Genomic DNA, 19,341 nt, shown 5'->3' on the forward strand with positions numbered 1-19,341 from the left:
TACCGACGTGCTCGAAGTCCAGAACTTGGTCAAGACGTTCGACGGTGAACGGCAGAAACGCCGGACCCGCGGGTCGGCCCCCGCCACCAACGCGGAGCCGGCAAGGGTTTTCGCTGTCAACGACGTCAGCTTCAAGGTCGAACCCGGTGAGTTGTTCACCCTGCTTGGGCCGTCGGGTTGCGGCAAGTCGACGACGCTGCGGTCCATCGCAGGCCTCGAACAACCGGATGCCGGCGTCGTCTCGGTGGGCGGCAACGTGTTGTTCGCGGCGGGTGCGGTGACACAGAAGCGGGTGAATGTGCCTGCCAACAAGCGCGGACTGGGAATGGTCTTCCAGTCGTACGCGATCTGGCCGCACATGAGCGTCTTCGAGAATGTCGCCTTCCCACTGCGGGTGCGGCCGCGGCGGCAGCGTCCCGCCAAGCGCGAGATCACCGAACGCGTGGAACGGGTGCTCGAGACCATGGAACTGCTGCAGTACGCCGACCGGCATGCCACCAAGTTGTCCGGTGGACAGCAGCAGCGGCTCGCGTTGGCGCGTGCGATCGTGATCGAGCCGTCGCTACTGCTGCTCGACGAGCCGTTGTCCAACCTGGACGCCAAACTCCGTGAGTCGCTTCGCTTCGAACTCAAACGACTGCAGCGCGAACTCGGCATCACGTCGATCTACGTCACCCACGACCAGATCGAGGCCCTGTCGCTGTCGTCGAGCATCGCCGTGATGAAGGCCGGCGAGGTGGTGCAGCTGGGCAAGCCGCGCGCCATCTACGAGAACCCGCAGAGCAAGTTCGTCGCGGAGTTCATCGGGACGTCGAACTTCATCGACGGCACCGTCGCGTCGCGAAGCGGTGACCGGCACGTCGTCGAGACGCGCGACGGCCGCCTGACACTCGAGTCGGGTGCGCACGTCGAACCGGGAACCGAGGTGGTGGTGTCCATCCGGCCGGAGGCGGTCATGCTGACCACCGACCATCCGGCAGGCGCGGAGAACGTGTGGGAAGGCAACGTCACCACCCGCGCGTTCCTCGGCGATGCGGTCGACCACGTGGTGGCTGTCGGCAAGCACGAGATCCGCGCGCGCTGCCTGCCGCACATCTCGCACGCGCCGGGAACGACGGTGTATCTGGACATGCAGCCAGGCAAGCTGTCGCTCGTCCCCGTCGACTGACCGCGAGTATGCGTGTTGCGGAAGTACTGAAAAACCGCGATTTCAACCTCTACTGGGCGGGCGTGGTGTTCTCCCAGATCGGCACCAGGGGGACCGTCGCGGCGAACCTCTACCACGTCTACCAACTGACCGGATCGGTCACCCAGACCGGGTTGGTCGGTGCCGCACAGGCCGTCGCGCTTCTGGTCTTGAGCCCGCTCGGCGGCGTGTTCGCCGACCGGTGGGACCGCCGCAGGCTGCTGCAGTGGTCCCAGGCGGTGGCGATGGTGGTGGCCGGCGGCCTCGCGGCGCTGACGCTCACCGGCCACATCGTGGCATGGCAGGTGTTGGTGTCTGTCGTGTTGACCACCGCCGCAGCGACTTTCGACCAGCCGGCCAGGCAGGCGCTGATCCCTGCGCTGGTGCCGCGCACACAGTTGCCGCAGGCGTTTGCGTTGCTCAATCCGTCGCGCGAGATCGCGGTGCTGCTGGGTCCCGCCCTGGCGGGCATCTTCATCGGCATGGCAGGCCCGGGCCTGATGTACGCGGTCGATGCGGGCACCTACGCGGTGCTGGTCGTCATCCTGCAGGTGCTGCGCGTCGCGAAACTCGAAGGAGCCGGATCGCATACCTCGGTGTGGTGGCAACTGGTCGAGGGTGCGCGATTCGTCAAGGGCCGCAAAATCATCTGGATGCTGATGTCGCTGGACCTTTCGGCGACGCTGTTCGGCGCGTACCGCGTCGTACTGCCAGCGTTGTGCGCCACGGTCTTTCATGTGGGTCCGCAGGGCTACGGTGCGCTGTCCGCCGCCCCGTCGGCGGGCGCACTGCTCGCCACGTACACGGTGTTCCGAGTGGTCGACAGGACGCAGCGGCTGGGCAGGGTGCTGCTGGTGTCGACGGTGCTGTACGGACTCTCCAATGTCGCGCTGGCACAGGCGCACCTGTTTGTGATCGCCGTCGCGGCGGGCCTGATGATCGGAGCCTTCGACGCGATGGCCACCACGATCCGCCATGCCGCCGTGCAACTCGAGACGCCCGACGAATTGCGCGGAAGGGTTTCGGCGATCTATCAGATGTCCTCGCGCGGCGGTCCGGCCCTCGGCGACACACTTGTCGGCGCGGTAGCAGGTGCACTCGGCCCCGTGACGGCGCTGACCGTCGGCGGCGCGCTCGCGGCGGTCTATGCGGGCGTCTTCGTCGCAAGGCCGAACCCGGTTCGCGCGTACCAGGGCGTCAACCAAGACGAGGACGCGACCGTGCCGACCTGACCTTGACACTCACCCAATTGGTAATACCATTAGGTCAAACTGCTTATGGAGGATGCACGTGGCCAAAGACGCAATCGTTTCCGACGCTCTGGCGAAAAAGTTCGCCACCGAAAAGGATTCGCCCTACGTGCGATGGGTTCGCGACGAGGGCCTCGACATCATCAGCGCCCACTACGTCCCCGACCTCAACACCGTTGAGCTGAAGCCGTGGGCACGCCGCGGCGGGCGCGGAGTCTTCATCAACCACGAAGCCTCGCGCACCTCCAACGACTGCTACGTGTGCGAGATCCCGGCAGGTCGCGAACTGGCACCGCAGCGGCAGCTGTTCGAAGAGATGATCCTGGTGCTGTCCGGTCACGGCTCCACGTCGGTGTGGAACGACGCCGGAGCGAAGGTGACCTTCGAGTGGGGGCCCGGCGCGATGTTCGCGATTCCGCTCAACACCTGGCACCAACACTTCAACGGGTCCGGCACCACCGCTGCCCGGTTCGTGTCGTCGACCAACCTGCCTCCGGTGATCAACCTCTACGACGAAGCCGACTTCGTGTTCAACACCGCACACGACTTCGTCGGGCGATTCGCCGGTGAGCCGGACTATTTCGCACCGAAGGACGAGCAAGACGGTCTGCTGCTGAAGACCAACTTCGTGGCCAACACCATTGACCTGCCGTTGATTTCGGCCAAGGAACGCGGCGCCGGCGGCGGACACATCCGCTTCTCGATGGCCAAGGGGTCGATGAACAGCCACATCTCGCAGTTCGGCACCGCCACCTACAAGAAGGGCCACCGGCACGGACCCGGTGCCCACGTGATCATTCTGAGCGGCCAGGGTTTCTCGCTGATGTGGCCGGAGGGCGAAGAGCCCCGTCGCTACGACTGGCAGCCGGGCACGCTGATCGTGCCGCCGAACATGTGGTTCCATCAGCACTTCAACACGGGCGCAACGCCCGCGCGCTACCTCGCCTTCAAGCACGAGGTGGTGTCGGTGCGCAACGCGCAAGGGGTTCCGAAGGCGTGGATAAGCCAGCGCATCGGCGGCGATCAGATCGATTACGCCGACGAGTCGCCGGTCGTCCGCGACACATTCGCCAAGGCGCTCGCGGAGAACGGCCTGGTGCCGAAGATGGATGAGGCCTACGCCGCCGAACTGGCCGATCTGCCGCCGAAGCCGGGCGAGCAGGTGCCGGTGGCGTCGCCGGCATGACCCACGATCCCGACCACGAACACGACGAACCCGATCTGTCGCTCGCCGACAACCCGATCTGGCAGCAGGACAACGTCACTCTGCACAGCGTCGGCATCGACATCGGCAGTTCGGGCACGCAGGTGGTGTTCTCGAGGCTGGCGCTGCGCAGACGCGGCGAGGACCTCACCAGCCGGTACGTCGTGGTGTCGAGGGACACCCTGTTCGAGTCGGAATTGGAGTTGACGCCGTACACCGACGATCTGCAGATCGACGCGGCGGCGCTGGGTCGCATGCTCGACGCGGCCTACGACGGAGCGGGACGACAACCGGAGGACGTCGACACCGGCGTGGTGATCCTGACCGGCGAGGCGCTACGCCGCCGTAATGCGGAACGGATCGCAGCGGTGGTCGCCGAGCGGGCGGGTGACCTGGTGTGCGCGACGGCCGGCCACCACATGGAGGCCATGCTCGCGGCGTACGGGTCAGGTGCGGTGCGCGCCTCGCATGACGGCTGGGAGCGCATCCTGAACATCGACATAGGCGGCGGCACAACCAAGCTCGCGATCACCGATCGCGGACGGGTACTTGCCACCGCCGCCATCCATGTCGGCGGGCGGCTGATCGCGGTCGACGGTGACACCGTCACGCGCATCGAACCGGGCGGTCGCAGGCACGCCGCCGCGGTCGGCCTCGATCTCGATCTCGGCAGCCGGGTGTCGTCGGCCGACCTGGACGCGATCGCCTCCGAAATGGCCGACCAGGTCATCGCGGCGGTGCGGGGCGAGCCGTCGGCGGGGCCGCTGTTCCTGACCGACCCCATCGCGGTGCAGGGCGTGGATGGCATCATCTTCTCCGGCGGAGTCGCGGAGTATGTGTACCACACCGAGACAAGGGATTTCGGTGACCTGGGCCGTCGGCTAGGGCTGGCGCTCGCCGAGCGCACCGACGAACTGCCCGCGCCCGTGCTGGTCGCGGCGCAACGTATTCGCGCGACAGTGCTCGGCGCGTCGGAGTACACCGTTCAACTCAGCGGGATCACCAGCTTCATCCCGGCGCCGGACAGCACGCTGCCGAGACGCAACCTGCAAGTGGCGCGGCCGGAATATACACTCGGCGAGGTGGTCGACCGCGACGCGGTGGCGTCGGCGATCGAACATCATCTGTCGATGTTCGGCCTGCACGACGCGGCGGCCGATGTGGCGCTGGCGCTGCGCTGGACCGGTACGCCGAACTACCGCCGGTTGCGTTCGTTCGCCGAAGGTGTGGTGGCGGGACTGCGCTGGCGGATGGCCAACGGGCACCCGGTCTATCTGATGATCGACGGTGATATCGCGCTTACCCTCGGCACTATCCTGCATGACGAGCTCGAGGTATCCAACGATCTGCTCATCCTCGACGGAATCGATTTACGTGACTTCGATTTCGTCGATCTGGGTCGGATACGGCATCCGTCGAACACTGTGCCGGTGACCATCAAATCGCTGGTGTTCTCGGCAAGCGAGAATCCGGCGGACCGGGCTGCCGTACTGACATGAGCGATTTGTCAACCACCGTCGCCACGGCCTGCCGCATCCTGGCCCAGCAGGGATTGGCCGCCGATGTCCTCGGCCACGTCAGCGTCCGGTTGGACGAGGACCGAATCCTGTTGCGCTGCCGCGGTCCTCGGGATCGGGGGCTGTTGTTCACCGAAACCGACGACGTTCGCGTCGTCGACCTGAACGGCCGTGGCGAGCTCGACGGCGGGTACGCGGTGCCCAACGAGTTCCACATCCACACCGAACTCTTCCGGGCCAGGCCCGACGTGCAGGCAGTGGTGCACGCCCACCCACGTGAGGTGATGGTCGCCGACCTGGCCGGGATCGGACTGCGACAGGTGTTCGGCGCCTACAACATTCCGGCGTCCCGACTGGCGCATGACGGCATCCCGGTGTACCCGCGCTCGGTGCTGGTCCGCACGCCCGAGCTGGGCAGGGCTGTCGCGGCGGCCGTTGGCAGCGCCACGGTGTGCCTGTTACGCGGACACGGCATCGTGACCGTGGGGGAGTCGGTGGAGCAGGCGACGTTGCGCGCCCTCGACCTCGTCGAGTTGGCCCGCATCACGACCGAGGTGGCAGTGCTCGGCGGTCGCCCTGCGGTGCTATCCGAGGACGACCGCCGCGAGCTGCCCGATCTGGGCTCGGTGTTCAACGACTTGTCGCGCTGGCGGCACTACGCCGGCCGGCTGGAAGTCGCCGGGCTGTCGCTATAACCCGCCGTCGGCCTTGGCCAGCGGCGCGACCCGGCGGCCCAGATAGCTGCATTCCGGCCCGTACAACAAATCGGCGACATCCGCTGCGGTCAGCGTCTTGATCAGCTGGTCGATCTGACCGGTCAGCGGCAATACCAGTCCGCCGTTCTGGGCGAGGTCGAGGACGAAATCCATGTCCTTCTCCTGCCACGTGAACCGGGTGCTGTCCCACCGGCGCAGTGTGCCGTTGTCGCCTGGACACTTCAGCAGGACCTCGCGCATACGCTGCGCGTCGACGCCGTATCGCTTTGCGATGGCCAGCGTTTCGAAGTTCGCGACGCAGTGCACCCAGTGCAGCAGGTTGTTGCAGGTCTTGGCGAGTTGGCCTGCGCCGAGCGGTCCGACATGTTCGACGCCCCGGCTGTAGCTCATCATCACCGGTCGCGCCCGCTCCACATCGGCGGCGTCACCGCCGCACAGCGACAGCAGGTTGCCGTCTTTGGCGCCCTGCGCGCCGAACACCACCGGTGCGTCGATCAGCCGGATCTCCTTCGGCTTGAAGATCGCGGCCAGCCGCTGCATGAAGTCCAGACTGTGTGTGCCCGCGACGACGACGAGTTGACCTGCCTTGCCGTGCAGCGTCAATTCCTCTGCGACGGATTCCATCTGGTCGTCGGTGCGCAGGCATGCGACGACGATGTCGCTACTGGTCGCCAGTTCGGCGAGGCCGGACGCCGGAGTCGCACCTGCGGCGGCGGCCGTCGCCAACCGGTCGGCGTCGATGTCGTAGGCGATCACGTCGAAGCCGTTGGCGACCATGTGGCCCGCCATCGGCTGCCCCATATCGCCGACGCCGATGATTCCGATCATGTAGCTGCCTTTCTGATTTGTGTCTCGTTGTGACGGGCGCTATTTGGCGGCGCCCTGCACCAATCGGGTGTAGCGGTCGTTCCATTTGTTGGCCTGATCGAGATAGGCGGGCACGTCGACGGTCACGGTCTCCACGCCCTGCAGCGGGTCGTGGTCCGTGACGACTGAGCCCAGCTGATGGCTGTCTGCGATGATCTGCTGACCTTCCGGTGAGAGCAGGAAGTCCATGAACAGCACGGCCGCCGCGGGATGCGGTGCGTTTGCGATCACGCCCGCACCGTTGGGACGCAAGACGACCGGTTGGATCGGCTTGCCCGACGGCAGCTTCCATGCGATGGGCGCGCCGTCGTCCGCCGCGGTGTCGACGTTGTGCGAGTACGCCGACGTCGTCACGTCGAACTGTCCGGCGCCGAGCAACTGCACCTGGGTGGTGTGCCCGTTGACCACCTTCGCGTTCGCCGCGATCGCCGCGAACATCTTGTCGACGTCGGCTTGCGGCATCCCCTTCTGCCGGTAGTACTGGTACATGGTGGCGTACCAGTCGTTGTCACCGACTTCGAGGCTCACCTTGCCTTTCCACGCCGGATCGGCAAGCGCCTGCACCGATGCAGGCTGCTGGCCATCGTGAACCTTGTTGGTGTTCCACGCGATCACGAACATGTTGAAGCGCGTCGCGGTCCACTTGTCGAACCTGCCTTCGGGCCGCACCTTCTCGCTCAGCGCACTCTGGTACGGATACAACGCGCCGTCACGACTCAGGCCGGTCAGCTCGGTGCCGTTGGTCTCGACGATGTCGGCGCCCTGGTGATTGGCCTTGGTCTCCTGCCCCACGCGCTGCAGGATCGACTCCGAGGTGGCCTGATAGACCTTAACGGGGATGCCGAACTTGGCGGTGAACGCGTCGACGAACTTCTGCAGCGACACGTTCGAGGTGTACAGCGACAGTTCGCCTTCCTCCTTGGCCATCTTCACCACGGCGTCGTCGAATTGCGCCCTGGTCGGCGAATTGAACTGGTCGTAAACCTTGGCCGCCTCCGTGCTGTGCGGCGGACTCCCGTCGGAGGCCGAGGGATTGCTGCCGCACGCCGCTAGCAGGCAGGCCATCGTGACAAGCGCGAGAACGGTCCGGAACATCGAGCGCCTCCCGTCTGGAATGCCGCCCGTGGCAGCACTGCGGTGTGGGCCATACGGTAATACCATTATGTGATTGCTATCACGTCCATGCCGCTCGAACAAGGCTTCGTTGACATTGGACTAACTAAAAAATAAATTGCCCATTAGGTGTCCTGAGTCACAGCGCTGATCGAGAAGGGATCCTGAAATGTCTACTCGCAAGGTCGCAATCGTCACCGGAGCGGGACGAAACATCGGGCGCGACATCGCATTGGCGCTGGGGGAGCACGGCATCGCGGTGGCCGTTGTCGACCGCGACGCCGGCCTCGCGAAAGAGGTCGCCGACGAACTCGTCGGCCTGCATGGTGACGGTTCCGCGGTGCCCGTCGCGTGCGACGTGACCGACGAGGCACAGGTGGTATCGATGGTGGCCGAAGCCGCCGAAAGCCTTGGCGGAGTGCACTATCTGGTCAACAATGTGGCCGCGACCGATCGGGGCGCCACCGTGCTCGACCTGTCGCTGCCCGAGTGGAACACGATCTTCGAAATCTGTGTCACCAGCACCTTCCTGTGCACGAAATGGGCCGCGCGGCGGATGGTCGATCAGAAGTCGGGCGGGGCGATCGTGAACATCGGTTCGACGTCGGGCTACTACGGCCGGGCCAACGCGCTGGCATACCCGATGGCAAAGAGCGCCCTGTTCGGGTTGACCAAATCGATGGCGATCCAGCTTGGCCCACATGGCATCAGGGTCAATCTGGTGGCGCCCAACCGGGCGGGCTCACCGGTCGGACAGAGCGAAATCAACCCTGCGCGTAAGACTCCCAACCTGATCGGCAGGGCCGCCGAACCCGCCGATGTGGCGCGGGTGGTTCGCTTCCTGCTCTCGGACGAGGCCGGTTTCGTCACAGGAGCCGACCTGCTGGTCGACGGTGGCGCGCTGCTCGTCGGCACCGGAAACTGAGCGGACACATCGTGACTCGACAAGCGCGGTACCGGGTGGCCACCGACACCGGCGGCACATTCACCGACTTCGTCATATACGACGCGCAGCGCAACGACTACCACATCATGAAAGTGCCGTCGACACCGGACGATCCGTCCCGCGCGGTGGTCAACGGTTTGGCGACGATGCGCAAGCGCGGCATTGCGCCCGAGCGCGTCGAGGTGTTCATGCACGGCACCACGGTCGGCACCAACGCGCTGCTCGAGGAACGTGGAGCCAAGGCCGGGCTCGCGATCACCCGGGGCTTCCGCGGCGTGTACGAGACGATGGAGCAGAGCAGACCGTACGGGCCCGCCGTCTTCGACCTCGGTTATACCAAACCCGCGATGCTGACCCCGCAGTCGCGAACGGTCGAATTGGCCGAGCGGGTGTCGTTCGACGGAGAGGTGAGCCGACCGCTGGCCGAGGAAGACATTCAGGCGGCGATCGTCGAACTCGAAGCCGCCGACGTGGAATCCGTCGCAGTGTGCTTCCTGTTCTCGTTCATGCACCCCGACCACGAGCAGCGGTTCGCCGACGCCGTACGCTTGGCGCATCCGGAGTGGTTCGTCACCACATCCAGCGACCTGCTGCCGCAGATGCGCGAGTACTACCGGTTGAGCACCACGGTGATCAACGCATACGTGTCACCTGTGCTGGCCCGGTACGTGGCTCGGCTCTCCGATGAGCTCGACAAGCTCCAGGTGGCCCCCGGCCGGCGGTTCACCATGCAGTCCAACGGGGGATCGGCCCCGTTCGCGAAGACCGGCGAACGCGGCGTGTCGACCATTTTGTCCGGCCCGGCGGGTGGAGTGACCGCCGCCATCGGCCTCGGCAGGCTCACCAGTGCCGACAACATCATCACCTTCGACATGGGTGGCACGAGTTGCGATGTCGCGCTGATCCGCGGCGGTAGCGCACTGGTCAGCGACCACAACACCGTCGACGGCCGACACCTCGCGGTGCCCATGCTGGATATCAACACCGTCAGCGCGGGCGGGGGCACGATCGCCCGCGTCGACGCTGGCGGCGGTCTGCGGGTTGGGCCGCGCAGCGCGGGCGCGGTACCTGGGCCCGCGGCGTACGGCAACGGCGGCACCGAGGCCACGGTCACTGACGCAGACGTCGTGCTCGGCTATCTGAACCCCGACTGGCTGCTCGACGGCGATCTGCGAGTCGATTCGGCCGCGGCGCACCGCGTGATCGACCGACTGGCGCAGGGTCTCGGTGTGGATCCGCTACGCGCGGCCGACGGCATAGTGCGCGTGGTCAACATCAAGATGGCGGAAGCGATCCGGGCGATCTCGACCGAGCGCGGGTTCGATCTGCGCGACTTCTGCCTCGTCCCTTTCGGCGGAGCGGGGCCGCTGCACGCCTGCCAGATCGCGATCGACCTCGGCATCCCCACCGTGCTGGTACCACCGGCGCCGGGCGCCACGTCGGCACTCGGGTTGCTGATGTCCGACGTCAAGCACGACTTCGTGCGCAGTCGGCTGTCGCCGCTGGCCGACCTGTCGGTCGGTGCCGCGAACCAGATCTTCGGCGAGATGACCGCCGAGGCGCGCAAACAGCTTGCAGCCGAGGGCTTTCCGACCGACGCCGTGCGGCTGGAGTACTTCCTCGACCTGCGCTACGCCGGGCAGGGGTACGAAAATGCGGTGCCCGTCGACAAACTGCCGATCGCACCCGGTCACCTGGCCGGCTATCGTGACGCCTTCGACGAAGTGCATCGCCAGTTCCACGGCCACGCGGCACCCGATCAACCGGTCGAGGTGGTCAGTTATCGCACGGTCGCAACCGGATTGCTGCCCGATGTCACACTGAAGGAGATGACGGTCGTCGACACACCGGTCGAAGACGCCATCGTCGGCATCCGCGCCGCTTACTTCCCGTCCGCCTCGAAGGAACCGGTCGAAGTGGATGTCTACGCGCGCAGACGATTACAACCGGGACACCGGTTCGACGGCCCGGCGATCGTCGAGCAGTACGACGCCACCACGGTGGTGTGCCCCGAGCAGACGGCGCGGGTCGACGAGTACGGCAACCTGATCATCACACGCCCGGGGAGTCGATGATGAGCACGGTCGACGCGATCGAGATCGAAGTCATCAGCCAGAGCCTGGTCGGGGTCGTCCAGCAGATGCAGAACTCACTGTTCCGCACCGGATACTCGACCATCATCCGCGAGTCGCGTGACGCCAGTTGCGCCATCCTGGACACCGCAGGCCGGGTGGTCGCCCAGCACACCGTGCTCCCACTGCATCTCGGTGCGTTCCCCGCCTCGCTGGAAGCGGTGCTCGCGGCCTATCCGATCGACCAGATGCGCGACGGCGACGCGTTCATCGTCAACCACCCCTATTTCGGCGGCAGCCCGCACGCCAGCGACATGGCGGTGATCGCCCCGATCATGCTGGCGGGCAAGGTATTCGCGTTCAGCGGCAGCATCGCGCACAAGAGCGATATCGGGGGACTGGTACCAGGCACCAACTCCGGACAAGCCAAGGAGATCTTCCACGAAGGTCTGCTGCTGCCGCCGGTGCGCTACTGCACGGCATTCGAACCCAGCACCGAAATCGAGGCGATCCTGCAGGCCAACAGCCGCACACCGCGACTGGTCCTCGGCGACCTGCGCGGGCAGGTGGGCGCCGCCCGGCTCGCGACCGAAAGGATCCGCGGTCTGTGCGCCAAGTACGGCGCGCAGACCGTCGAGGCCGCGTCCGACGGGCTGCTCACCATGACCGAGCGGCGGGTGCGCGCGGCGGTAACCGGCTGGCCCGACGGGGTGTACACAGGCAGTCGAACCTTGCACACCAAGGGAATCGAGAACGGCAGGCCCGTCACCATCAGGGTGGTCGTCACCATCGACGGCGATTCAATTCGCTTCGATTTCCGCCGCTCCGACGACCAGGTTTCCGGGCCGTACAACATCCGGCCGCCGTTGGTGCGGGCCGTCTGCTACTACGCGCTGAAGTGCCTCGTCGATCCAGATATCCCGGCCAACGGCGGTTTCGCCGCGGCGATCGACGCCGACTTCCGTCCCGGCTCCCTGCTCAGTCCGGAACTGCCCGCGCCGGTGAACACCTACATGACCGTTGCGGTGGCCACCGCAGATGCGCTGTTCGACGCGCTCGGCCAGGCGTTGCCAGCCGCCCGGATCGCCGAGAGCAGCAAGGGCACGAATGGGACGTTGTCCCATCTGATTTCGCGGCACGGCCAGCCGCAGGTGCAATACGAGTTGCCTGCAGGCGCCATCGGCGCCCGGCACGACAAAGACGGGGTGTCGGCGTCGAAGGCACACGTCGCCAACGGCACGCTGACGCCGATCGAAGTCGTCGAGAGCGAATTCCCGGTCCAACTCGAACGATTCGAGTTGGTGGTGGACTCGGGTGGGCCCGGCAGATACCGGGGCGGGTTGGGCTATGTGCGGGACTACCGCTTGCTCGGCGAGGCCCGGTTCAGCTCACGCACAGGCAAGGACCTGACGCCGCCCGCCGGGCGCGCGGGCGGCCTGCCCGGCGGCGGGTCGGCGATCCTTGTCAACCCGGGCCGTCCTGACGAGTATGAGGTGACGGTCGACGGCGGCCCAGTGGCGCTGCGGGCAGGCGATGTTCTTCGGTTAGCTCAGGCCGGTGGTGGCGGCTACGGCGACCCGTTGACGCGCCCGGTCGAGGACGTGCTGACCGACGTGCGCGAGGGTTATGTCAGCGCCGTGGCGGCCCGCTCAGACTATGGTGTCGCACTCGACATGGTCGACGGAGATATGCAGGTCAACGACGTCGAAACCCAACGGCTGCGCTTCAGCCCGACAGGGAGCCGGCCGGTTCCTATTGGCTGAGAAGTCTAATGGTATTACAATTATATTGATTGGCTTGATTGTCGACCGACGCCTTGCCGCATCCGGCGAGGACGAGGACAGCTGAGAGGGTGGACGGTGCTTAGGGCAGAGATCAATGAGCTTTTGACCCGTACAGGTCCGGGCACGCCGATGGGCGAGATGTTCCGGCAGTATTGGATTCCGGCGATGCTCGCCGAGGAGCTCCCCGAGAACGACTGCCCTCCGGTTCGGGTGAAACTGCTGAGCGAGCGGATGGTCGCATTCCGCGACAGCGACGGCCGGTACGGCTTGATCGACGAATTCTGCGCACACCGCGGCGCGTCACTGTGGTTCGGCCGCAACGAGGGCTCGGGTCTGCGCTGCCCTTACCATGGTTGGAAATACGACGTCACCGGTCAGGCCGTGGAGGTGCCATCGGAACCGGAGAACAGCAACTTCTGCGCGCACGTGAAGCTGACGTCGTACCCGTTGGTCAAGATCGGTGACGTGCTCTGGACGTACATGGGCGATCCGGAGAAACAGCCACCGCTGCCGGAGTTCGAGTTCGCACTCGTCCCGCCCGAGCAGACCTACACGTCCAAGCGCTGGCAGGAATGCAACTGGCTGCAGGCGTTCGAGGGCGGCATCGACTCCAGCCATGTGTCGTTCCTGCACGCCGGCGGGCTGAAGAGCGACCCGTTGTTCAAGGGCGCCAAGGGCAACGAGTACAACATGGGTGATCTCAAGCCCTACTTCGAGGTGGCCGACTTCGACGGTGGGCTGTTCGTCGGTGCCAGGCGCAACGCCGAGGACGACACCTACTACTGGCGTATCACGCCGTGGGTGATGCCGTGCTTCACCATGGTGCCGCCCCGCGGGGATCACCCGATGCACGGCCACTTCTGGATCCCGATCGACGACGAGAACTGCTGGGCGTACTCGTTCGACTACCACCCGGTGCGTGCGTTGACCGCCTCCGAGGTGCAAGCGATGCGCGACGGCCACGGCGTGCACAGCGAGAACATTCCCGGCACCTATCGCCCGAAGGCCAACAAGGACAACGACTACCTGATCGATCGCGAAGCGCAGAAGCGCGGGGACACGTATTCCGGTGTGAAGGGCATCGCGATGCAGGATGCGTCGCTGCAGGAGAGCATGGGTCCGATCGTCGACCGCACCAAGGAGATGCTGGTGTCGGCAGACACCGGCATCATCAAGGCCAGGCAGAAGCTGAAGAAGGCCGTCGAGGCGTTGCGGGACAACGGAACCACCCCTCCCGGTGTGGACCCGGCCCATCACAGGGTGCGGTCCGCCGCGGTGGTGTTGCCGCGGGACGCATCGTTCATCGAGGCCTGTCGCGAGGACCTGTCGGTACGCGAGGGCGTTCGGCAGTCGTCGGTATGACCGCGCGGCCGATCCTCGGCAGCAGTTGCGCCAGGGCGACCACGGCCGCCGAGATGCGCTACCGCATCGACCGGCCCATCCGCGGGCGCCAGGGCGCGCGCATCGTCGGACTGGACGCCGGTGCGGACGCAATCGTCACCCGCATCGCCGGTGAGCAGTGGGGACACGCGCGGTTCTTCTCACTGGCCGAGCCGGCTGGGCCGGTCGGCGACGCGGGTTCGGAATCGGTGGTGCTGCGGTCCGCCGACGGCGCGGTGTCCAGCCTGCTCGCCGAACTCGAAGACGCCGATGTGGTGATCATGGTGGCCACCACCGAAAGTGACACCGTGGCAGCCACCATCATCGGCGCGGCGTGCACCGTGCGCGGAATCATGACCGCAGGCTTGGTGATTGGCGAGCAGACGCTCGTCAGCGCCACGGTCGCGGCCATCCGCCCGCACGCACGCGTGCTGATGGTCAGTACCGACGAGCGCGACGTGATCGACGTGCTCACCGCTCTGCGGGCCTAGGAGGCGGCATGACCGACAAGGTGCAACTGAGCGACCTGCAGGCGATGAAGCGCGCCGGCCGCAAGATCGTCGGCGTGGTCGCGTGGGATTACCAGATGGCGCGCATCGTGGACCGCGCTGGCGTCGATCTGGTCTCGGTGGGCGACACCGTCGGCGTCAACCTGTGGGGTCAGGCCAACCCGCTGGAGATCACCGTCGAACAGATGATGGTGGTCTGCCAGGCGGTGCGCCGAGGCGTCACACGTGCGCTGGTCAGCTGCGACTTCCCGTTCGGGCCTGTGCAGGAGGGCACGAAAAGCGCTGTGCGGGCGGCGATCCGGTTCGTCAAGGAAGCCGGCGTCGACATGGTCAAGCTCGACGGCGCGTCTGAACACCTGGACGCCGTTACCGCGGTGACGCGCGCAGGCATTCCGGTGTTCGCGCAGTTCGGCATCACCCCGCAGACGTCGCTGAAGTACGGCGTCACCTACAGCGCGACGCCGAAGCCCGGCGACGTGGTGCCTGACGAGATGCTCGACGAGATCGTCGGCGAGGCAAAGCGTCTCGAGGACGCTGGAGCTGCGCTGCTGAACTTCACCAACTCCGGGCCGACCGTCGGCGCCGCTGTCGCCGAGGCCGTTTCGATACCCGTGGTGGGCGGGTTCGGCGGCGGGCCGTGGTTGGACGGCCGGATGCGGATGGTCACCGCCGCGATCGGCTACAGCGCCGACGCGCTGGATTCACCGCCGGACACCTACGCCAACGTCGCGCAGATCGTGCACGACGCGATCACCGCGTACTCCAGCGACGTGCGGTCCGCGCGCCAGATCGCGGGCGGGCTGAAGCGATGACCGCCGCCACGACCGTCGCCGACGGCATCGTGACCCGCTACGAGGAGGCGGGATCAGGTCCGCCGCTGCTGATGTTCTCACCCGGCGGATTCAACGCCAGCATGGACAGCTGGGAGACCCACGGACTGTACCGCCGCACGCGCATGCTGGCACAGCTGCGCGAGCGGTTCACCTGCATCACCTTCGACAAGCGGGAGGCGGGCCGCTCCGGCGGCCGGGTGGAACGGGTGAGCTGGACCGACTACGTCAACCAGGGCGTCGGGTTGCTCGACCACCTCGGCTACGGCCGGGTCCACATCATGGGTGCGTGTGTGGGTTGTTCCATCGCAACGCTTTTCGCGACGACGCACCGCGATCGGGTGGCGGGCATGGTGTTGTACTCGCCCGCGGGCGGCCCGCAGTACCGCCGCAAACAGCACGCCCGGTTCACGGCCCATCTTGCCTACGTCGCCGAGCACGGGCTTGCCGGCGTGGTCGCGTTGGCGGGTGCGACGGAGGCGGGGTTCTCCGACGACGGGCGGGTCGGGCCGTGGGTGTCGGTGCTGCGTAGCGACCCGGACTTCGCCGCCCGCTACGCGCAGTTCGACGCGGGCCGATACCAGACGATCGTCGCGGGCATGAGCAGGCTGCTGTTCGACCGCGACACCGTGCCGGGTGCTGAGCCGGAAGACCTTCTGGCGTCAGACGTTCCGGCGCTGATCGTGCCGGGGGAGGACACCTCGCACGCGCCGTCTGCGGCGCGTTACCTGCAGGAGTGCCTGCCCGCCGCGCAGTACTGGGACGTGCCGGTAGCCGAGCAGACCGCCGACACCGCGCCTGCGCGCGTCATCGACTTCCTTTCCTCACTTGCTCTTTGAGACATGCCGCGCGGTGCGGCCGATGTGGGTGCGCATCACGGCGGTGGCCTTCTCGACATCGCGTTTCTTGATCGCAGCGACGAACTGACGGTGTTCGCGGTTGCCGCGGATACCCATTTCGGGGTGGTCGTCCTTGACGTGCTGCAGCGACCGCAGTGTCGGGCCGTGGAACGATTCGGCCAGCATGACGATCGCCGCGTTGTGACTGGCGCGGGCGACGCGGGTGTGGAACTCCGCCGACAGCGACATCGGATAGGACCCCTTCGCCGCCGCTTCGTCGCCGCGGTCACAGATCTCGATCAGATCCGCGATGTCTTCCTCGGTGGCCCGCTCGCACACCAGCGGGATGATGCCGAGTTCGAGGATCTGCCGCGCCTCGGTGACTTCCTTGTCGGTCAGTTCGGAGAGCGCAAGCAGGTCGATGATGCCCTCGCTGAGGCGGGCGCTGGTGGGGGCGGTGACGAATGCGCCGCCGCGGGCGCCGACCTTGATGGTGACCATGCCGTTGGCCTCGAGTCCGCGCAAGGCCTCGCGCACCGTCACCCGGCTGACGCCGAACTTCTCGCCGAGTTCACGCTCGGCGGGCAACCGGTCGCCGGGTTTGAGCGAACCGTCGCGAATCAACAGACGGATCTGGTCGACGATCATCTCGGAGGCCCGCCCCGGGTTCACCCGGCTGAAGAGGCCATCTGTTGTCGCCCTGGCCGCGCTTCCCTCTGTCGTCATGGACCAATGATAAAGCCATCAGAGCAAATAGTGGGGACCTCGTATCGCCCGGCAGACGCAAACTCGCACAAATTCGCGCCGTTTGGGCGATTATGTGTCTGCTCGCCATCTCATGATTACCCGTGACGGACTGCCGACCCCGCTGCGGCACGCCATCGACCAGACGTTGGCCGCCGAACGCCTGGAAGGCTGGCGGCCGACCGACGCGCATATCGACGCGCTGACGCGGTTGGCATGCGACGAGGTGTCCTTCGACGACTACCTCGCGGCCTACCGGGACCGGCACCCGAAGGCGGCGCGGCCGGCGCGGGACTACCGGCAGATCTTCCGGCGCAACCGGAGGTACTTGATTCCGGGAACCACGGTGCTGCGCAACAATTTCGAAGTCGACTCGCAGACCGCGCTGGCCGAACTCGAATTCGTCGCCACCGCGGGCCGGATGATCGCCTGGCATCGGATGCTCGCCGACGGCGGCATCGGCATCGACGGTGTGAATGTCCGGGTCATTCACCAACACCTGTTCTCCGACGTCTACCCGTGGGCAGGCAACTACCGGGTGACCGAATTGCGGCACGGCGATTCGCTTTTCGCGTGGCAGTCGCACCTCGCGCGGCTGATGGCACTACTGGACGAAACCACCCGCGCGCTGGCGGCCAACGGCGCCGGACTCGAACCCGCCGGGCTGGCGTACCGGCTGGCCCGGCTCTACGCCGACTACAACCACATCCACCCGTTCCGCGAGGGCAACGGCAGGGCGGGCACGCTGCTGCTGCACACCATCGCGGCGCTGTGTGGCCGCACGCTCGATCTGACCGCGATCACCCGCGACGCCTGGTACGCGGCGTCGCGGGACAGCATGCCGCTTCGTCGTGACGGCAGGGCCAACCACCGTCCGTTCCTGCCGTTGTGCACCGGGGCGGTGCGCTAGCAGGCGTCGCTGCGCGATCCACGCCGTGACAGCGGTGGCCGCACCCGCTTGTGCGCGGTCAGCAGCAGGTGATCTGCCCGCTCGCGGATGCCTGCAGGTACCTGCAATTCGGAGGTCAGATCGTGAAGGAGTTGGGTCGCCAGCGTGCGGAGTCTGGTGTTGGTCTCCTGTGAGCGCCACACCAGAATGTCGAACGCACGGTCCGCCGAGATGCCGTACGTCAGCATCAACGCGCCCTTGGCCTGTTCGATGATCGCCCGGTGCTCGGTGAAATCCGCTATCGCGTCCTCGACCATGCCGGCATCGTCGACATCGCTGAGATCCACATACAGGCCCTGGCTGCCGATCACGTTGCCCATGTCGTCGATCAGCCGTTCGCCGATCACCGCCACCGGATGGATGCGGCCGCGCGTGTCGACGATCCGGTGCCGACTGGAGAACGGCCGGCCCTCGCGCGTCATCGCCTCGATGAGCCGCCGCACATGTTCGGCATCCTCCGGATGCTTGTGCGACATCACCAACGGGGTAGACGGTTGCACCTGTCCGGCCCGGTACCCGTGGATCTGCGCGACGGCGTCCGACCACTCCCAGCGATCCCCGGCGCGCAGATACCGAAACGAACCGACTCGTTCTCCCATCGGGATCATGTCGTCACGGTGACGAGGATTCTGACTGTTCAATAGTGGTCCCCCACCGTTTACGCAGGACATCGCCCACCCTCCAGGGTCCTATGAGAATCCCACCGGTGATCACCCGGAGACAGCCGATAGGCGAACAATTGCTCAGGGTTTCGTCCCGAACGCGAAGGAAAAGCCGTTGCACAGGGTCGGCTCGACCGCCTAACATCGCGGACGTGCCAAGGCGACTCGTAGTAGCAACCCGCAGCGGGGTCTGATCCTGACCGACCCCTCGCTGTGGGTCGAGCTACTACGTCGGTCACTCAATTCGATCGAGAAGACCGGCACACATGACAATCTCTTCCTCAATCTCTTCGGCAACCAACTCGTTCGCGGCCCGGGTGACCGGCCTGCTGCCACGCGGCCTGCGCCAGGAGGCCGACACGATGACTTTCGAGGCGTTCCACAACGAGTACGCGTCCAGCCAGGGACCGCTGCGGCTCGGCAATTGGCACTGCACCGATGCCGAGCGGCCGTCGTCCCGGCTGGGCCCGCACCCCCGCCACTACCAAGCCACGCTGGCGGTCGGTGACCGCATCAGCACGTCGTCGGCCGCGGCCTACGGCCCGGTCGCGGCGCTGACCGAGATGCTCTACGAACGAGGCATCGCGGTGGAAATGACGGCGTTCCACCAAGTTCCGGCCGACGGGCACACCGCGACGTTCGTGCAGGGTTCCGACGGCGCCCGGTCCGAGTGGGCGATGGGTTGGTCCGACGATCCGACGCAGTCGGCGCTGCGCGCGGTCATCGCCTGCGCGAACCGCCTTCTGACGGACGCCTAGTTTTTCCGCGCAGCC

18 protein-coding genes are annotated in these 19,341 nt (G+C 66.3%); 14 read left to right on the top strand and 4 right to left on the bottom strand.

All coding sequences use genetic code 11. The annotated features are described in order from the left end of the window. Nucleotides 1–7 precede the first annotated feature (7 nt). Genes C1A30_RS15315 through C1A30_RS15335 form a run of 5 tightly spaced genes read left to right on the top strand, consistent with a single transcriptional unit; the run spans nucleotide 8 to nucleotide 5,852 of the window. Nucleotides 8–1,168: an ABC transporter ATP-binding protein gene (locus tag C1A30_RS15315; RefSeq protein WP_101949094.1), complete on the top strand. Its 1,161-nt coding sequence runs from the start codon at nucleotides 8–10 to the stop codon at nucleotides 1,166–1,168. A gap of 8 nt (nucleotides 1,169–1,176) precedes the next feature. Next, nucleotides 1,177–2,418, top strand: coding sequence for an MFS transporter (locus C1A30_RS15320; protein ID WP_101949095.1), 1,242 nt, complete (start codon nucleotides 1,177–1,179; stop codon nucleotides 2,416–2,418). Nucleotides 2,419–2,470: 52 nt separating this feature from the next. Next, on the top strand, nucleotides 2,471–3,622 hold the full coding sequence (locus tag C1A30_RS15325; RefSeq protein ID WP_101949096.1) for an ethanolamine ammonia lyase-activating protein: 1,152 nt from the start codon (nucleotides 2,471–2,473) through the stop codon (nucleotides 3,620–3,622). Further along, nucleotides 3,619–5,139 carry an ethanolamine ammonia-lyase reactivating factor EutA gene (locus C1A30_RS15330; RefSeq protein WP_101949097.1) on the top strand — a complete coding sequence of 507 codons (1,521 nt, stop codon included), beginning with the start codon at nucleotides 3,619–3,621 and terminating at the stop codon, nucleotides 5,137–5,139. The genes C1A30_RS15325 and C1A30_RS15330 overlap by 4 nt, the downstream gene beginning before the upstream one ends. Next, the gene (locus tag C1A30_RS15335) at nucleotides 5,136–5,852 is read left to right on the top strand and encodes a class II aldolase/adducin family protein (RefSeq protein WP_101949098.1); all 717 of its coding nucleotides are present in this window, start codon (nucleotides 5,136–5,138) and stop codon (nucleotides 5,850–5,852) included. Before C1A30_RS15330 ends, C1A30_RS15335 begins: the two co-directional genes overlap by 4 nt. Here the strand turns inward: C1A30_RS15335 and C1A30_RS15340 are convergent. Next, entirely contained in the window at nucleotides 5,847–6,701 is an 855-nt protein-coding gene (locus C1A30_RS15340) for an NAD(P)-dependent oxidoreductase (RefSeq protein ID WP_101949099.1), read from the bottom strand. The genes C1A30_RS15335 and C1A30_RS15340 overlap by 6 nt on opposite strands. A gap of 39 nt (nucleotides 6,702–6,740) precedes the next feature. Further along, nucleotides 6,741–7,835, bottom strand: coding sequence for an ABC transporter substrate-binding protein (locus C1A30_RS15345; RefSeq protein ID WP_160112752.1), 1,095 nt, complete (start codon nucleotides 7,833–7,835; stop codon nucleotides 6,741–6,743). A gap of 187 nt (nucleotides 7,836–8,022) precedes the next feature. On the opposite strand from C1A30_RS15345, the gene C1A30_RS15350 reads away from it, so the two are divergent. The 7 genes from C1A30_RS15350 (at nucleotide 8,023) to C1A30_RS15380 (ending at nucleotide 16,213) form a co-directional block, all read left to right on the top strand. Then, nucleotides 8,023–8,778 carry an SDR family NAD(P)-dependent oxidoreductase gene (locus C1A30_RS15350; RefSeq protein WP_101949101.1) on the top strand — a complete coding sequence of 252 codons (756 nt, stop codon included), beginning with the start codon at nucleotides 8,023–8,025 and terminating at the stop codon, nucleotides 8,776–8,778. A gap of 11 nt (nucleotides 8,779–8,789) precedes the next feature. Then, the gene (locus tag C1A30_RS15355) at nucleotides 8,790–10,874 is read left to right on the top strand and encodes a hydantoinase/oxoprolinase family protein (protein ID WP_101949102.1); all 2,085 of its coding nucleotides are present in this window, start codon (nucleotides 8,790–8,792) and stop codon (nucleotides 10,872–10,874) included. After that, nucleotides 10,874–12,634 (top strand): hydantoinase B/oxoprolinase family protein, encoded by a 1,761-nt coding sequence (locus tag C1A30_RS15360; protein ID WP_160112753.1) that lies wholly within the window; start codon nucleotides 10,874–10,876, stop codon nucleotides 12,632–12,634. Before C1A30_RS15355 ends, C1A30_RS15360 begins: the two co-directional genes overlap by 1 nt. 123 nt (nucleotides 12,635–12,757) lie before the next feature. Further along, entirely contained in the window at nucleotides 12,758–14,017 is a 1,260-nt protein-coding gene (locus C1A30_RS15365; protein WP_235009917.1) for an aromatic ring-hydroxylating dioxygenase subunit alpha, read from the top strand. Then, a complete protein-coding gene (locus tag C1A30_RS15370; protein ID WP_235009919.1) occupies nucleotides 14,014–14,526 on the top strand; it encodes a 3-methyl-2-oxobutanoate hydroxymethyltransferase in 513 nt (170 codons plus the stop codon). Before C1A30_RS15365 ends, C1A30_RS15370 begins: the two co-directional genes overlap by 4 nt. A gap of 8 nt (nucleotides 14,527–14,534) precedes the next feature. Next, complete coding sequence (locus tag C1A30_RS15375) at nucleotides 14,535–15,356, top strand: 3-methyl-2-oxobutanoate hydroxymethyltransferase (protein WP_101949105.1); 822 nt, start codon at nucleotides 14,535–14,537, stop codon at nucleotides 15,354–15,356. After that, nucleotides 15,353–16,213: an alpha/beta fold hydrolase gene (locus tag C1A30_RS15380; protein ID WP_101949106.1), complete on the top strand. Its 861-nt coding sequence runs from the start codon at nucleotides 15,353–15,355 to the stop codon at nucleotides 16,211–16,213. The genes C1A30_RS15375 and C1A30_RS15380 overlap by 4 nt, the downstream gene beginning before the upstream one ends. Here the strand turns inward: C1A30_RS15380 and C1A30_RS15385 are convergent. Further along, nucleotides 16,199–16,939 carry a FadR/GntR family transcriptional regulator gene (locus C1A30_RS15385; RefSeq protein ID WP_101949107.1) on the bottom strand — a complete coding sequence of 247 codons (741 nt, stop codon included), beginning with the start codon at nucleotides 16,937–16,939 and terminating at the stop codon, nucleotides 16,199–16,201. The two genes, C1A30_RS15380 and C1A30_RS15385, sit on opposite strands and share 15 nt — an antisense overlap. 112 nt (nucleotides 16,940–17,051) lie before the next feature. Between C1A30_RS15385 and C1A30_RS15390 the strand changes: the two genes are divergently transcribed. Next, nucleotides 17,052–17,867 (top strand): Fic family protein, encoded by an 816-nt coding sequence (locus C1A30_RS15390; RefSeq protein ID WP_101949108.1) that lies wholly within the window; start codon nucleotides 17,052–17,054, stop codon nucleotides 17,865–17,867. Here C1A30_RS15390 and C1A30_RS15395 read toward each other — a convergent pair. Continuing rightward, nucleotides 17,864–18,514, bottom strand: a complete 651-nt coding sequence (locus C1A30_RS15395; protein WP_101949109.1) for a PAS and ANTAR domain-containing protein — start codon at nucleotides 18,512–18,514, stop codon at nucleotides 17,864–17,866. The two genes, C1A30_RS15390 and C1A30_RS15395, sit on opposite strands and share 4 nt — an antisense overlap. 320 nt (nucleotides 18,515–18,834) lie before the next feature. Between C1A30_RS15395 and C1A30_RS15400 the strand changes: the two genes are divergently transcribed. Beyond that, on the top strand, nucleotides 18,835–19,326 hold the full coding sequence (locus C1A30_RS15400) for a homocitrate synthase (RefSeq protein ID WP_101949110.1): 492 nt from the start codon (nucleotides 18,835–18,837) through the stop codon (nucleotides 19,324–19,326). Nucleotides 19,327–19,341 lie beyond the last annotated feature (15 nt).

It is taken from the genome of Mycobacterium sp. 3519A (genome assembly GCF_900240945.1).
In the GTDB taxonomy this organism is placed as follows: Bacteria; Actinomycetota; Actinomycetes; order Mycobacteriales; family Mycobacteriaceae; genus Mycobacterium.

Coding starts and splice junctions, on each gene's coding strand:
- C1A30_RS15320 (WP_101949095.1), top strand. CDS start 1,177: ATGCGTGTTGCGGAAGTACTGAAAAACCGCGATTTCAACCTCTACTGG.
- C1A30_RS15325 (WP_101949096.1), top strand. CDS start 2,471: ATGCACGTGGCCAAAGACGCAATCGTTTCCGACGCTCTGGCGAAAAAG.
- C1A30_RS15330 (WP_101949097.1), top strand. CDS start 3,619: ATGACCCACGATCCCGACCACGAACACGACGAACCCGATCTGTCGCTC.
- C1A30_RS15335 (WP_101949098.1), top strand. CDS start 5,136: ATGAGCGATTTGTCAACCACCGTCGCCACGGCCTGCCGCATCCTGGCC.
- C1A30_RS15340 (WP_101949099.1), bottom strand. CDS start 6,701: ATGATCGGAATCATCGGCGTCGGCGATATGGGGCAGCCGATGGCGGGC.
- C1A30_RS15345 (WP_160112752.1), bottom strand. CDS start 7,835: ATGTTCCGGACCGTTCTCGCGCTTGTCACGATGGCCTGCCTGCTAGCG.
- C1A30_RS15350 (WP_101949101.1), top strand. CDS start 8,023: ATGTCTACTCGCAAGGTCGCAATCGTCACCGGAGCGGGACGAAACATC.
- C1A30_RS15360 (WP_160112753.1), top strand. CDS start 10,874: ATGAGCACGGTCGACGCGATCGAGATCGAAGTCATCAGCCAGAGCCTG.
- C1A30_RS15370 (WP_235009919.1), top strand. CDS start 14,014: ATGACCGCGCGGCCGATCCTCGGCAGCAGTTGCGCCAGGGCGACCACG.
- C1A30_RS15375 (WP_101949105.1), top strand. CDS start 14,535: ATGACCGACAAGGTGCAACTGAGCGACCTGCAGGCGATGAAGCGCGCC.
- C1A30_RS15380 (WP_101949106.1), top strand. CDS start 15,353: ATGACCGCCGCCACGACCGTCGCCGACGGCATCGTGACCCGCTACGAG.
- C1A30_RS15385 (WP_101949107.1), bottom strand. CDS start 16,939: ATGACGACAGAGGGAAGCGCGGCCAGGGCGACAACAGATGGCCTCTTC.
- C1A30_RS15390 (WP_101949108.1), top strand. CDS start 17,052: ATGATTACCCGTGACGGACTGCCGACCCCGCTGCGGCACGCCATCGAC.
- C1A30_RS15395 (WP_101949109.1), bottom strand. CDS start 18,514: ATGATCCCGATGGGAGAACGAGTCGGTTCGTTTCGGTATCTGCGCGCC.
- C1A30_RS15400 (WP_101949110.1), top strand. CDS start 18,835: ATGACAATCTCTTCCTCAATCTCTTCGGCAACCAACTCGTTCGCGGCC.